Consider the following 14,497-nt stretch of genomic DNA (forward strand, 5'->3'; position numbering starts at 1 on the left):
CGACTGCATTTGCCTGGAAGGCCTTTTTGCGAGGGATATCGCGTGAGAACCCAACAACAGCCAACCGTACTGACCCCGCTGCAGACCGCCCGCCGCCTGGCGGTGGAATTCGCCGAAACCGCCGTAGAGCGCGACGAGGCCGGCGGCACGCCCAAGGAGCAACGCGACGCCATTCGCCAAAGCGGCCTGCTGGCCTTGAGCATTCCAACCCAGTTTGGCGGCCTCGGCGCCAGTTGGAGCGAAACCCTTGGGGTGGTGCGCGAGTTCGCCAAGGTGGACAGTTCCATCGCCCACGTCTTCGGTTTCCAGCACCTGATGCTGGCCACCGTGCGCCTGTTTTCGCGCCCCGATCAGTGGCAACCCTGGTTCGAACAGACCGCCCGCAAGAACTGGTTCTGGGGCAATGCACTGAACCCCCTGGACACCCGTACCGTGGTCAAGACCTTTGACGGCTGGCGGGAATTTTCCGGCAAGAAGAGCTTCTGTTCCGGTGCCAGCGACTCGGAAATGCTGATCGCCTCGGCCATCGACGAAAGCGCCGGCGGCAAACTGCTGATTGCCGCGATCCCCAGTGGCCGCACCGGCATCACCCTGCACGGCGACTGGGACAATATGGGCCAGCGCCAGACCGACAGTGGCAGCGCCACCTTCGAACGGGTGCGCGTGGAAGAGAACGAGTTGCTGCTTGACCCCGGCCCCCTGAGCACGCATTTCGCCTGCCTGCGCCCGTTGATCGCCCAATTGCATTTCTCCCATATCTTCCTCGGCATCGCCGAAGGCGCCCTGGAAGAGGCTCGTCAGTACACCCTCAAGGAAGGCCGTCCGTGGTTCCGCTCCAAGGCTCAGCATGTCAGCGAAGACCCCTACGTGCTGCGTCACTACGGTGAGTTCTGGGTCGGCCTGGAAAGCGTGCGCCTGCTGGTGGAGCGTGCCGCCGAGCAGCTCGATGAGGCCTGGCACAAGGGGCACGCGCTGGGTGCCGAGGAACGCGCACAACTGGCGTTGTCCATCGCCACCGCCAAAGTCGCCGCCGTACGCACCGGCCTGGATATCTGTAGCCGTCTGTTCGAAGTCACCGGAGCCCGCGCCACCCATGCATCGCTGCGTCTCGACCGCCATTGGCGCAACCTGCGCACCCAGAGCCTGCACGACCCGGTGGATTACAAACTCCACGAACTGGGTGAATGGGCGCTGAACCAGACGCGGCCTACCCCCTCCTTCTACTCATAGGGATGCCCATGCAACTGCTGACTCTCCCCCCTTCGCCAACACTGGCTACCTCGATCCGGGCGACCGCACAGGTCTTCGAAGACCCTAGATCGCAGGCGCTGCTCGCCCACGTGCAACAGGTCGCCCCCAGCGAGGCCAGCGTCCTGATCATTGGCGAGACCGGCACGGGCAAGGAGCTGGTCGCACGCCACATCCACAACCTCAGCGGCCGACGCGCCGGGCCCTTCGTCGCCGTCAACTGCGGAGCCTTTTCCGAATCGCTGGTGGAGGCGGAGCTGTTCGGCCACGAGAAAGGTGCCTTCACCGGCGCCCTCGCCGCCAAGGCCGGCTGGTTCGAGGAGGCCAATGGCGGCACGTTGTTCCTCGACGAGATCGGCGACCTGCCGATGGCCATACAGGTCAAGCTGTTGCGTGTATTGCAAGAGCGCGAGGTGGTGCGCCTGGGCTCGCGCAAGAGCATCCCGATCGACGTGCGCGTAGTCGCTGCCACCAACGTGCAACTGGACAAGGCCATCGGTGCCGGCCACTTCCGCGAGGATCTGTACTACCGTCTCGACGTGGTCAGCCTGCAACTCTATCCGCTGCGTGAGCGGCCGGGCGACATCCTGCCGCTGACCCGCCACTTCATCAAGACCTACTGCAACCGCCTGGGCTACGGCGAAGTGCGCCTGACCTCGGGAGCCGAGCGCAAACTGGTGGACTACGGCTGGCCGGGCAACATTCGCGAACTGGAGAACGTCATCCACCACACCCTGCTGGTATGCCGCAACGGCCTGGTGCAGGAAGACGACCTGCGCCTGTCGTCCCTGCGGATCGAGCGCCAGGAACAACCGCAGGCCAGCCTCGGCGAGAGCGCCGACGAACAACTGCTGCGCACCTTCCACCGGTTGTTCGAAGAACAGGCCGGCGGCCTCCACGAGAAGGTTGAAGACAGCCTGCTGCGCGCCGCCTACCGCTTTTGCCACTGCAACCAGGTGCGCACAGCCAGCTTGCTGGGCCTGAGTCGCAACGTCACGCGAGCGCGACTGATCGCCATCGGCGAGTTGGTGGTCAACCGGCGCCGTCCGGACGCCAAAACACGCCCGGGCCGAGCCCTGCAACTGTCGATCTAATCAAAATAAAACCAGGCGATGCGGCCCGGCCGACAAAGCCCCAATACGCCAAGCGTTGCGATACCGGAAGGACCTATGCGCCTTTCCAGACTCCCAACCGCACAAGGATCAAACCTCATGAGCCTGGATATTTTCTGGTTCCTTCCCACCTCCGGCGACACCCGCTACCTGGGCCATTCCGGCAGCGGCCGACCGGCGACCAACGCCTACATGCGCCAGATCGCCGTGGCCGCCGATCAGCTCGGCTACGATGGCCTGCTGATTCCCACCGGGGCCAGTTGCCTGGATCCCTGGGTGACCGCCGCCAGCCTGGTTCCGGTGACCCAGCGCATCAAGCTGCTGGTAGCGCTGCGCACTTCGCTGGGCAACCCCACGGCGTCGGCACGCCAGGCCGCCAGCCTGGACCAGGCCAGTGGTGGTCGCCTGCTGCTCAACGTCGTACCGGGCGGCGACGCTACCGAACTGGAGGCCGACGGTGTGTTCCTCACGCACGACGAACGCTACGACGCCTCCGACGAGTTCCTGACCATCTGGCGGCGCCTGCTCCAAGGCGAGACCGTCGACTTCGATGGCAAGCATCTGAAGGTACGTGGCGCCCAGAACTTCTTCCCTCCCGTGCAACAACCCCACCCGCCGCTGTACTTCGGCGGCTCATCAGAAGCGGCCCACGAGCTGGCGGCCAAGCATGTGGACGCCTACCTGACCTGGGGCGAGCCGCCAGCGGCCGTGGCCGAGAAGATCGCCGACGTGCGCACCCGCGCTGCCAGACATGGCCGCAGCGTGCGTTTCGGCGTGCGCCTGCATGTGATCGTACGGGAAACCAGCGAAGCCGCATGGGACGCTGCCGACGAGTTGATCAGCCACCTCGACGACGCCACCATCGCCGCCGCCCAGGCCAACTACGTCAAGATGGACTCCGAGGGCCAGCGGCGCATGGCGGCGTTGCATGGTGGCGACCGCAACAAGCTGGAAGTGGCGCCCAATCTGTGGGCCGGTGTTGGCCTGGTACGCGGCGGTGCCGGCACCGCCTTGGTGGGCGACCCCGAAACCGTCGCCGCACGCCTGCTGGAATACGCCGACCTGGGCGTCGACAGCTTCGTCCTGTCCGGCTACCCGCACCTGGAAGAAGCCTACCGCTTCGCCGAACTGGTGTTCCCGCTGTTGCCCGGCAAGGGCAAGGTCACCGTGGAAGGAGCCTTCACCGGCGGCGCCTTCGACGTCCGCGCCGGCCAGGAGAAAGTGACCGCTCACTAAGCTGCATCCGTGGCGAGGGAGCGTGCCCACGCTCTGGGGTGTTGATCGTTCCCACGCTTTGCGTGGGAATGCATCCTGGTGACGCTCTGCGTCACATCCCAGAAGCGGAACGCAGAGCGTCCCTGGCGACATTCCCACGCAGAGCGTGGAACGATCAATTGACCGACCCACCGCTATCGCGAGCAGGCTCGCCCCCCACAGAACGAGGCATCTGCCGCCGTCCTTATCTCAAACCATCCCCTTGTCCATCGGCCAACGCAGCGCCGTTGAGGTAATGGTCGCCAAGCAGCCGACGCTGGGTCAGCAATGCCGGCTCGGGGTTGTCCGGCCAGGGTCGCGGCAGGCTGCGACCGGCCAACTCGAAGTACACATGACCGGACAGGCGCGCCGCCTCGGCGGCAGCCAGGCGAAACGCGATGGCGGCCGACTGGGACTCGTCGGCGTACTCCAGCAAGGCATCGGCAGCGTCGATGCGGATGCGCAGTTCGCCAACCGCGGCGATCACCAGGGCTTCATGACGGGCACTCTGGGCACGCAGGTAGTCAAGCAAAGCAGCCTCGACATGACGAGCATGGGCCAGGTCGCTACGGCCTTGGGAATGTAAGTTGGACATGCGCGATACCTCAGTTCCAGGAATGACGTTGTGGCTTGATGCCGTTGAGCAGCTGATTGCCGACCAAGTGATATTTCCAACGCACCGGGTCGTGCAGAGTATGGGTCCGCGCATTGCGCCAGAACCGGTCCAGCCCCTGACTGGCCGATACGCTGCGGGTGCCGCCCAACTCCAACAGGCGGCTGGACGCCTCCAGGGAAATCTCGGTGGACAGCACCTTGGCCTGGCCGACGATCACCGAGGCTTCAGCCACCCGCTCCTCGCAGGGCTCGGCGACAGCACGGTCGACCGCATGCGCCGCGCGCCGCAGAATCGCTTCGGCCGCCTGCAGGCGCCAGGCCAACTCACCGATCAGCGCTTGGCCAAGCGGGTCCTGCCAGCCGTGTTGCAGCCCGCTGTCCACCCATGGACGCGCCTGGCGTGCTACGCGCAAGGTCTCGGCGAAGGCGCCACGGGCAATGCCGGTGTCCACCGCAGCCTGGATGATTTGCGAGATCGGGCCGTCGGAGGTGGGTTGGTCATAGGCCTTCCAGGCCGGCACCACGTCGCTCGCTGGCACCCGCACGCCGGCGATGCGCACCTGGCCGCTGGCAGTAATGCGCTGGCCGAAACCGTCCCAACTGTCGATCACCGTCAGGCCCGCCGCATCGCGTGGGACGAGCGCGATATGGACGTGCCCTTCCTCATCCACTCCGGCAACCGGCACGATATGGGCGAACAGTGCGCCGGTGCAGTAGGCCTTCTCGCCGTCGAGTACGGCTGTGTCGCCGTCGAAGCGTATCTGCGTCTGGAAGGTGGTGACGTACTGGCTGCGCGCTTCGGAAAAGGCATTGCCGAAACGATAGCCTTGCAACACCTTGGCGTAGTAACGGCGCTTCTGCTCCTCGCTGCCGGTCAGACTGAGGTTGCTGAGCACACCGAAATGGTTCTGCGGCAACTGGCCGAGGGAAGGATCGGCAGCGGAAATGATCGCGACCACTTCACTGAGAGTGGCATAGGACACCTCGGCGCCACCGTATGCCTTCGGTACGCGGATCGCCCATAGCCCGCTCGCGGAAAAGCGTTCGAGCTCTTCCCAGGGCAACCGTCGCTCGCGGTCGCGCAAGGCAGCCTCGCGGGAGAAATCCTCGGCCAGGCGCTGCGCCACCTCGATGGCCTCGGCGTCGCTACGGATGATATGGGCCGGGCTGCGCGGCACCGGACGGGCCTGCCCAGGCAGATCGAAAGACGGTGAGTCGGTCATGTGCTACTCCATGCATAACGGGTTCACCCAGAGCCAAAGCACAGCCCGTACCAAACTTAAAAACTCTTTATATTCAATAAGTTGACGAGACACCCAGATACGCATGAAAGCCCCGTGAGCGGCAAGTTGTCGGCGGACTGTTGCCCAGCCAACAGTTGCATCGCGCCTCCCTCAGCGAACCTTGCCACCCAGGTAGAAATGCTGGATGTCTTCCCGCGCCGCCAGCTCCGTGGCGTCACCCTCACCCACCACCCGACCGTTCTCCAGGATGTAGGCGTAGCTGGCATGGCGCAGGGCGACATTGATGTTCTGCTCAGCCACCAGAAAACTCACGCCCTCCTGGGCATTGAGCTGCGCGACGATGGCGAAAATCTCTTCGACAAGGATCGGCGCCAGGCCCATCGAAGGCTCATCGAGCAGCACCAGTCGAGGCTTGGTCATCAGTGCCCGGCCGATGGCAAGCATCTGCTGCTCGCCGCCCGAGGTCAGTCCGGCCTGGGTCTTGCGCTTGGTCTTCAGCCGTGGGAACCAGGCGTAGATACGTTCCAGATCCTGCTCCAGCGCCCGTCGCGTCGGCTTGCGCAGGAAACCGCCGCTACGCAGGTTATCCTCGACGGTCAGGTGAGCGAACACATGCCGTCCCTCCAGCACATGGACGACGCCCTGGCGTGCCAGCAAATTGGCCGCAACCCCGGCGGAATCCTGTCCCTGGAAGACAATCCGTCCACGGCTGACCTGTGCCCGATCGGCCTGGACCAGCCCGGAGATGGCCTTGAGCGTGGTGCTTTTGCCGGCCCCGTTGGCGCCAAGCAGGGCGACGATGTCGCCCTGTCCGACCCGCAGGGAAACCCCGGCCACGGCGAGGATCGCGCCGTCGTAGATCACTTCGATGTCTTGCACCGCCAGCAACTCACGATTCTCAGTACCCGCAAGGGCCTCAATGGTCATGGTTTCCTACCCCTTGGGCGCAGTCGCGCCCGGTTGCGTTTCGATTTGCGAGCTGTGTGCCTGGTTACTGCGCCGCGCAATCGCGGGCGGTCACGCCCTTCTCTTTCGCGTACTCGGCGGCCTTGGCATCGATCAACGGGCGCAACGCGGCGCGGTCGGCCTGGACCCAATCGGTGATCAGGTTCCACTGCCGGCCGTCCCATTGCTGCACCTTGGCCGCCCCACCGCCCTCGTGGTCGTTGCAGGACAACCGCAGCGGTTGCATCAGCCCGAGAAAACCGATTTCCTTGAGGCGTGCATCGTTGAGGTCGAGGTGCTCCAGGCCCCAGCGACCTTCCTCACCGTTGAGCGGGCGATTGCCGAAATGCTTCTGCCCGGCGCGGATCGCTTCGACGGCAATGGCGGCGTTCACCAGGCCAGAGTTGTAGTAGACGCTGCCGAAGCTCTTCGGATCCTTGAGGTCGCTCTTGCCGGTGTCGAGGATGTACTGGCGGATGCGCTGGTGGATGTCAAAGTTGGCGCCGCCCGGATAGGGTGTCAGCGCCAGGTACCCCTTGCCCGCCTCGCCGGTCGGCAGCACGTCTTCGTTGGAACTGGCCCAGATGTCGCCGACGATGCGCTCCACCGGGTAGCCGAAACGTGCCGCGGTCTTGATCGCCACTGGCGTGGACACGCCCCAGGTGCGCAGGAACACCCAATCCGGCTTGAGTTGTCGCACCTGGCGCCACTGCCCGGCCTGTTCGTTACCCGGATCGGCCACCGCGATCTGGATGTTCTCGAAGCCGTACTTCTGCGCCAGCAGTGCCAGCGGCCCCTGGGTTTCCCGACCGTAGGCAGAATCGTGGTAGACGGTGGCGATTTTCTTGCCCTTGAGCTTGTCCAGCCCGCCCTCGCGCTCGGCCACATAGTTGATGAACGCCGAGGCCTCGCTGTAGAACGTCAGCATGACCGGGAAGTTGTAGGGGAACACCCTGCCGTCGGTGGCTTCGGTGCGGCCATAGCCGAGGGTGATCAAGGGAATCCTGTCGGCGGCGGCCTTGTCCGCAAGGGCATAGGCCGCTGGTGCACCATTGGGCGAGTAGATCGCCACCGGCGCGCCGTTGAGGCCATTCTTGAAGCGCTCGTAGCATTCAATGCCCTTCTCCGCCGTCCATTCGGTCTCGCACTCCTGCCAGACCAGCTTGACGCCATTGATCCCGCCTTCCACCTCATTGATGTAGCGCAGGTAGTCGATCATCCCGGCCCAGACCGGAATGCCGCTGGAGGCATAGGCGCCGACCCGGAAGGTAGCCAGCGGGAAGAACTGTTCGTTGGCCGCCTGGGCAGCCGGGATCAGCGCCGCACAGGCACCGAGCGCCAGGCCGAAGGCGGCGAGGCTATGTTTGAAGGTTGCATGCATGATTTTTTCTCGGCTTGAGTGCTCGACCGCACAACGGCGGCCGGGCGACAGTTATCGACGGCGGCTCACTGCTCGCTGGCGCAGTCTCGTGGGGTAATGCCCTTTTCCTTGGCGTAGGCCGCGGACTTGGCTTCGATCAATGGGCGCAGCGTGGCGCGGTCGGCCTGGACCCAGTCGGTCACCAGCACCCACTTCTCGCCGTCCCACTGCTGCACGCGCGCCGCACCGCCGCCCTCATGGTCGGAACAGGACAGTTTCAGCGGCGGCAGCAGGCCTTCGAAACCACTGGCCTTGAGCCGCGCGGCATCGATGTCCAGGTGCTCGAAGCCCCAGCGCGCTTCCTCGCCGTTGAGTGGGCGATTGCCGAACTTCGCCTGGGCCGTGCGCAGTGCTTCGACCGCGATGGCTGCGTTGATCAGGCCGATGTTGTAGTAGACCTTGCCAAAATAGCTGCGGTCCTTGAGGTCGCTCTTGCCGGTGTCGAGGATCGACTGACGCAAGCGCTTGTGGATCTCGAAACCGTCGCCGCCCGGGAACGGCGCAAGCGCCTGGTAGCCCTTGGCGGCAGGGCCAGCCGGGATCACATCGGCCTCGGAGCCGGCCCAGACATCACCAATGATGTGATCGACCGGGATGCCGAACCGCGCAGCTGTCTTGATCCCCACTGGAGTGGACACGCCCCAGGTCCGCAGGAACACCCAGTCCGGCTTGATCTGCCGCACCTGGCGCCATTGCGCGGACTGTTCGTTGCCTGGATCGGCCACTGGGATCTGGATGTTCTCGAAATCGTACTTCTGCGCCAGCAAGGTCATCGGCGCCTGGGTTTCACGACCATAGGCGGAGTCGTGGTAGACGGTGACGATCTTCTTGCCCTTGAGCTTGTCGAAACCGCCCTCGCGCTCGGCGATGTAGTTGATGCCCACCGAGGCCTGGCCGTAGTAATTGAGCAGCAGCGGGAAGGCATAGGGAAACACGCTGCCGTCGGTGGATTCGGTACGCCCGCCAGCCCCGTCGATCAGCGGGATCCGGTCGGCCGCGCCCTTCTCCATCAGCGCATAGGAACCCGGCGTGCTGTGGGTGAAGAAGAACGCTGTCGGCGCACCGTCCAGCCCACCCTTGTAGCGCTCATAGCACTCGACGATACGATCGACGTTCCACTCGGTCTCGCACTCCTGCCAGACCAGCTTGACGCCGTTGATGCCACCTTCGACCTCGTTGATGTAACGGAAATAGTCGATTTCCCCCGCCCACCACGGGATACCGCTTGAGGCATAGGCGCCGACCCGGTAAGTGGCCATGGGGATGAATTGCTGGTTGCTGGCGGCCTGGGTGACGGTCGGCAGCAGGGCCTGGACGCCAGCCACGAAGAGACTGGCGAACAGGAGGCGAGGCAAAGTTCTACGCATGGTTTGTACTTCTTGTGCAGTGTTGGAAACCTCCTTTCCCTTGGTCGGGTCAAGGTCTGTTGGGGCGTGGGTCGGCGCTCAGAACCGCAGCGGCCAGACTCTGATGCGTTCGCGCAGATCGCCGAGCAGGCGTGCCAGTCCTTCCGGTTCCTTGATCAGGAACCAGATGATCAAACCGCCGAAGAGCACCTTCTGCAGGTTCTGCAGTTGCCCGGCGTCGACGTTGCCGTTGAACAGCCATTGCCCGGCATGGCTGAGCAGGATCGGCACAAGGCTGATGAAGGCCGCGCCGATGAAGGCGCCGGCAATGCTGCCCATGCCACCGATAATGATGATGAACAGAATCTGGAACGAGCGGTTGATGTCGAAGCTGCCAGCACTGGCCGTCCCCAGGTAGGCGAACGCCCAGAGCGCCCCGGCGATACCCAGGTAAAACGAACTGACGGCGAAGGCCATGCGCTTGTCGCGCTCGACCGCAATCCCAATCACCGAAGCAGCGGTGTCCATGTCACGGATCGCCATCCAGTTGCGGCCGACCTGGCTGCGCACCAGGTTGATCGCCACCCAGGTCAGCAGCACCACGCAACTGAGGGTCAACAGGTAGCGGCCGACCGGGGTGGCCAGGTTATGCCCGAACAATTCCAGGCGTGGCGCGCTGATGGTGCCGGACGAGGCGTAGTTGTAGAACCAGGGAAACTTGGCGAACACCCATTCCAGGAAGAACTGCGCGGCCAGCGTGGTGACCATCAGGTAGAAGCCCTTGATCCGCGAACTGGGGATACCGAACAGCAGCCCGACCAACCCGGCGATCACCCCGCCGCCAAGCAGCGCCAGCGGCAACGGCAGGCCAGGCACGCGCAACAGCAGGCCGTAGGTGGCGAACGCACCCACCGCCATGAAGCCGGCGGCGCCAACCGACGTCTGGCCGGTGTAGCCAGTCAGCAGGTTCAGCCCCAGGCCGGCCAGCGACAACACCAGGAAAGGAATCAGGATCGCATTGAGCCAATAGTCGTTACCCAGCCACGGCAGGCCGACAAAGGCCACCAGCAGCAATAGCAGCAGGCCCGGCCGCCAGTTCCGACGCACCAGGGTCAGGGGCGCCTCGTCGAAGCTGGCAGTGAGGCGCGGAACAGTAGCGGTCATGGCGTCATACCCGTTCAATGATCCGGTCGCCGAACAGGCCGGACGGACGGATGTAGAGGAAGATCAAGGCGAGGAAATAGGCGAACCAGGGCGTGATGCCTCCGCCGATCAGCGGCCCGATGTAGGCCTCGGCAAGGTTCTCGGCGGCGCCGACGATCAGCCCGCCGACGATGGCCCCGCCGATCGAAGTGAAGCCACCAATGATCAGCACCGGCAGTGCCTTGAGCACCACCAGCGAGAGCGAAAACTGCACGCCCTGGCGCGCGCCCCAGAGCAGCCCGGCGACCAGCCCGACCACGCCGGCCACGGCCCAGACAATCTGCCAGATGCGGTTGAGGTTGATGCCCAGCGACAGCGCCGCACGGGTATCGTCGGCCACGGCACGCAGGGCGACACCGACGCGGGTCTTGTTGAACAGCAAGGCCAGCACCGCTACCGTCAGCACCGACACTCCGGCGGCGATCAGGTCGAACTGACTGATCATGATCTCGCCGACGAACAGCGGAACGTCCTCGATGCCCAGGTCCAGCGCGCGCACCTGGGCGCCCATCAGCCCTTGGGCGAGGCCTTCGATGATGAACGACAGGCCGAGGGTGGCCATGAACAGGGTAATCTGCGAACGGTTGACCAACGGCCGCAGCACCAGGCGCTCGATCAACAATGCGCCGACGATCATCACCAACACCGTCAGGACCAACGCCAGGGCAAAGGACAGGCCCTGCTCGCGCAAGCTGACGAAGGTCAGCGCGGCGAACAACAGCATGGCGCCCTGGGCGAAATTGAACACGCCACTGGCCTTGTAGATCAGAACGAAACCGATGGCCACCAGCGAATACAGGGTGCCGGCCAGCAACCCGCCGATCAGGGTTTCCAGAAAAAGTTCATGGGTGAGGCGCCCCCAGATAAGCGGCGATCACCTCGGGATTGGCCTGGACTTCGGCCGGCGAGCCGTCGCCGACCTTGCGTCCGTAGTCCAGCACCACGACATGGCTGGACAAGCCCATGACCACCTGGATGTCGTGCTCGATGAGAATCACCGTGGTGCCAAGATCGCGATTGATGTCGGCGATGAAGCGGCTCATGTCCTGTTTCTCCTCGGCATTCATGCCGGCCATCGGCTCGTCGAGCAACAGCAGGGTTGGCTGCGCGATCAGTGCCCGGCCCAGCTCCACGCGTTTCTGCAGGCCGTAGGCCAGGCTGCCCACGGCGACGTCGCGCCAGGCCTGCAATTCAAGGAATTCCAGTACCCGCTCGGCACGCTCGGCGAACGCCCGCGCCTCGCGCCGGGCACGCGGCAGGCCGAGGGCCTGTTCGAGAAAAAACGTGCGCTGGAAGCGAGACAGGCCGGTAAGCAGGTTGTCCACCACGCTCATTTTCTTGAACAACGCATTGTTCTGGAACGTCCGGCCGATGCCGAGCCGCGCCGCCTTCAGCGGATGCGGGCGGCGCAACGGTTCGGCGGCGAAGAACAACTGGCCGGCATCGGCCCGGTAGACCCCATTGAGGATGTTCAGCAGCGAACTCTTGCCCGCACCATTCGGCCCGATCAACGCGCAGATTTCGCCAAGCTTTACGCTGAACGAAAGGTCGGAAATCGCTTTCACACCCCTGAACGACAGCGACACGTTGCGCACCTCCAGCAGCGCACTCATGCCGCTCGCTCCAGGTACTCCTGCAACCACGATTGAGGTGCCCGTCCTTGCAATACGGCGTGTGCGGGCGCGCTCGGCACTTCGATCCGGCGCAGCCGCTGGAAGCCAAGCAGATGCCGCACCCGCGCCTTGAGCCAGCGTCGCAGGCCACGCCGCGGATCATCCAGGGTCCATTCGCACAGGCGCCGTCGCCAACTGCCTGGAAGTGGCAGGCGAGCCTCGATTTCCGCCGCCAGCGATTCGACTCGCACGGCGGACAGCAACAAGGCCGTCGGGGCGATCTCGCGACGATCGCGACTGGCTGACTCGCGGGTTTCCGGAAATGCCAGGCCTTCGCCGCCGTCCAGCCAACGACTGAACAAGTGGGTCAAGCCATCGCACCATTCGGTGCCTTCGTCGACCCATACCACTGTGTCCTCGGCGACCTGGGCCCAGCCCTGGCGCTGTGCGGTCGGCGCCTCGCTGACGAACAGCACCGACAGCGACTGCACTTGCCACAGGCCGCGACTCGCTGCGTTGGCCTGGGCCGAATACAGCCGCAGCGGCCAATCCTCATCCAGGCCACACTGCAGCCAGTGCGATACGCTTTCGCGGCGCTGGACAAAGGCGAACGTCGGACGGGCCAGGCGTAACTGGCGCTGTAGATCCCCACCACGGCTGTCGCGGTCGATCACCACGCTGTGCCCGCCCAGTTGGCGTGCGGCCAGTGCCAGGATCAACAGGCTCGGCTCGAAGGCACCACTGAGCGCCAGCCGCGCGCCTGGGGCAAAACCCTGCTGGCGCAAACCATCGCAAACACATTCGACCTCGCGCTGCACATCGATCCAACGCCAGGCTTTCCAGATGCCGAGACGCCGATGGCGCAGGGCGATCTGCGTCGGTCGCTCCCTGGCCCAGCGTTGCAAGGCCGCCAGGGCACTGTCAGTCACGCTGTCGGGCAGTGGCGAATTGAGTTCGTAGACACTCATGGGCTTACTCCTCGCCGGCCAAGACCGGTTCAGCGAGATGGGTGCGCCGGGCCAGGCGACTCAAGTCCCGATAGCCGGCGCCAGGGTGGTTGCCCGGCAGTCGCGGGCCGTCGCCGAACAGCTTGTCGCGCAAAGTACCGGGGCGGTATTCGGTCTTGTACGCACCGCGCTGTTGCAACTCGGGCACCAGCAGTTCAACCACATCGCGGAAGGTTTCATGGGCCAGGGCGTAGGCCAGGTTGAAGCCATCCACATCGGTGTCCTCGACCCAGGTCTGCAACTCGTCGGCCACGGTTTGCGCACTGCCGACAATCAACGGGCCAAAGCCGCCGATGCCGACCCAGTCGGCCAGTTCCTGGACGGTCCACTGCTTGTCCGGGTCAGCGGTAGAGAAGGTTTCCACCGCCGACTGGATGGCGTTGGTGTGGATGTGCTTGAGGACCTGGTCAGGTCGGTACTGAGCGAAGTCGATGCCGGTCCAGCCGGAGATCAGCGCCAACGCGCCCTCGTAGCTGCTGTAGGACTTCAATTCTCGCCACTTGGCCTGCGCCTTGGCATCGGTCTCGTCGACGATCACCGTTTGCAGGTTGAAGATCAGCACCTTGCGCGGATCGCGCCCGGCTTCGGCGGCACGCCGGCGAATATCAGCCACGGTCTTCTTCAGGATCACCTTGGACGGTGCGGCGACAAACACACATTCCGCATGCCCGGCGGCGAAGTCCTTGCCACGGCTCGACGCCCCGGCCTGGTAGAGCACCGGCGTGCGTTGCGGCGACGGTTCGCAGAGGTGGATGCCCGGCACCTGAAAGTGCTTGCCCTGGTGACGGATCTCGTGGACCTTGCTCGGGTCGCTGAAAACGCCGTGCTCACGGTCGCGCACCACCGCGCCCTCCTCCCAACTGCCTTCGAACAACTTGTAGAGCACCTCCAGGTATTCGTCGGCATAGTCGTAGCGCGCATCATGATCGCTCAGCGCCTTCTGCCCGAGGTTACGCGCCCCGCTGTCGAGGTAAGAGGTGACGATGTTCCACCCGATGCGCCCCTTGGTCAGGTGGTCCAACGTGGACAGCCGGCGGGCGAAGGGGTACGGGTGCTCGAAGGTCAAAGAGGCGGTGAGGCCAAAGCCCAGGTGTTCGGTCACCAGCGCCATCGGCGTGATCAACGCCAGTGGATCGTTGACCGGCACCTGGGTCGCCTGGCGGATGGCCGCATCACCATTGCCGCCAAGCACGTCGTAGATACCGATCACATCGGCGATGAAGATGCCGTCGAACTTGCCGCGCTCCAGCAGCTTGGCCAGGTCGGTCCAGTAATCCAGGTCCTTGTACTGCCAGGCGCGATCCTTGGGATGCCTCCAGAGACCAGGCGACTGGTGACCGACACAGTTCATCTCAAAGGCATTCAAACGAATTTCACGTGGCATGGGAACTCCTGCTCGATAGCTTCAGCACCACTTCCCGGTGCTTCTCACTGTTCTATCAACATGATTCGTGCCAAGTGATAAGTCGTTTATTTACAATCAGTTAGAT

At 64.3% G+C, this 14,497-nt stretch carries 13 protein-coding genes; 3 read left to right on the forward strand and 10 right to left on the reverse strand.

The window, feature by feature from the left end:
* The first annotated feature begins 42 nt into the window (after positions 1-42).
* The 3 genes from AB4O22_RS14020 to ssuD all read left to right on the forward strand — a co-directional run bounded on the left by AB4O22_RS14020 (position 43) and on the right by ssuD (position 3,596).
* The gene (locus AB4O22_RS14020) at positions 43-1,230 is read left to right on the forward strand and encodes an acyl-CoA dehydrogenase family protein (RefSeq protein ID WP_038856383.1); all 1,188 of its coding nucleotides are present in this window, start codon (positions 43-45) and stop codon (positions 1,228-1,230) included.
* Between the two features lie 8 nt (positions 1,231-1,238).
* Complete coding sequence (locus AB4O22_RS14025; protein ID WP_460096518.1) at positions 1,239-2,342, forward strand: sigma-54 interaction domain-containing protein; 1,104 nt, start codon at positions 1,239-1,241, stop codon at positions 2,340-2,342.
* A gap of 117 nt (positions 2,343-2,459) precedes the next feature.
* Positions 2,460-3,596 (forward strand): FMNH2-dependent alkanesulfonate monooxygenase, encoded by a 1,137-nt coding sequence (gene ssuD, locus AB4O22_RS14030; protein WP_460096520.1) that lies wholly within the window; start codon positions 2,460-2,462, stop codon positions 3,594-3,596.
* 223 nt (positions 3,597-3,819) lie between these two features.
* Here ssuD and AB4O22_RS14035 read toward each other — a convergent pair whose 3' ends face one another.
* The 10 genes from AB4O22_RS14035 to AB4O22_RS14080 all read right to left on the reverse strand — a co-directional run bounded on the left by AB4O22_RS14035 (position 3,820) and on the right by AB4O22_RS14080 (position 14,391).
* Entirely contained in the window at positions 3,820-4,209 is a 390-nt protein-coding gene (locus tag AB4O22_RS14035; protein WP_223471206.1) for a hypothetical protein, read from the reverse strand.
* A gap of 10 nt (positions 4,210-4,219) precedes the next feature.
* Positions 4,220-5,452, reverse strand: coding sequence for an SfnB family sulfur acquisition oxidoreductase (locus AB4O22_RS14040; protein ID WP_460096522.1), 1,233 nt, complete (start codon positions 5,450-5,452; stop codon positions 4,220-4,222).
* Positions 5,453-5,623: 171 nt separating this feature from the next.
* Entirely contained in the window at positions 5,624-6,400 is a 777-nt protein-coding gene (locus AB4O22_RS14045) for an ABC transporter ATP-binding protein (protein WP_223471209.1), read from the reverse strand.
* A gap of 64 nt (positions 6,401-6,464) precedes the next feature.
* Positions 6,465-7,799: an ABC transporter substrate-binding protein gene (locus tag AB4O22_RS14050; RefSeq protein ID WP_460096524.1), complete on the reverse strand. Its 1,335-nt coding sequence runs from the start codon at positions 7,797-7,799 to the stop codon at positions 6,465-6,467.
* 65 nt (positions 7,800-7,864) lie between these two features.
* Positions 7,865-9,205, reverse strand: a complete 1,341-nt coding sequence (locus tag AB4O22_RS14055; protein ID WP_223471211.1) for an ABC transporter substrate-binding protein — start codon at positions 9,203-9,205, stop codon at positions 7,865-7,867.
* 78 nt (positions 9,206-9,283) lie between these two features.
* Entirely contained in the window at positions 9,284-10,348 is a 1,065-nt protein-coding gene (locus AB4O22_RS14060) for a branched-chain amino acid ABC transporter permease (protein WP_003200668.1), read from the reverse strand.
* A 4-nt stretch (positions 10,349-10,352) separates the two neighbouring features.
* Positions 10,353-11,252, reverse strand: coding sequence for a branched-chain amino acid ABC transporter permease (locus AB4O22_RS14065; protein WP_460077209.1), 900 nt, complete (start codon positions 11,250-11,252; stop codon positions 10,353-10,355).
* Entirely contained in the window at positions 11,230-12,000 is a 771-nt protein-coding gene (locus AB4O22_RS14070) for an ABC transporter ATP-binding protein (RefSeq protein WP_003200664.1), read from the reverse strand. Before AB4O22_RS14070 ends, AB4O22_RS14065 begins: the two co-directional genes overlap by 23 nt.
* Positions 11,997-12,968, reverse strand: coding sequence for an AMP-binding protein (locus AB4O22_RS14075; protein ID WP_223471212.1), 972 nt, complete (start codon positions 12,966-12,968; stop codon positions 11,997-11,999). The genes AB4O22_RS14070 and AB4O22_RS14075 overlap by 4 nt, the downstream gene beginning before the upstream one ends.
* A 4-nt stretch (positions 12,969-12,972) precedes the next feature.
* On the reverse strand, positions 12,973-14,391 hold the full coding sequence (locus AB4O22_RS14080; protein ID WP_223471213.1) for an LLM class flavin-dependent oxidoreductase: 1,419 nt from the start codon (positions 14,389-14,391) through the stop codon (positions 12,973-12,975).
* Between the last annotated feature and the right edge of the window lie 106 nt (positions 14,392-14,497).

This window comes from Pseudomonas sp. S3_B11, from assembly GCF_054667715.1.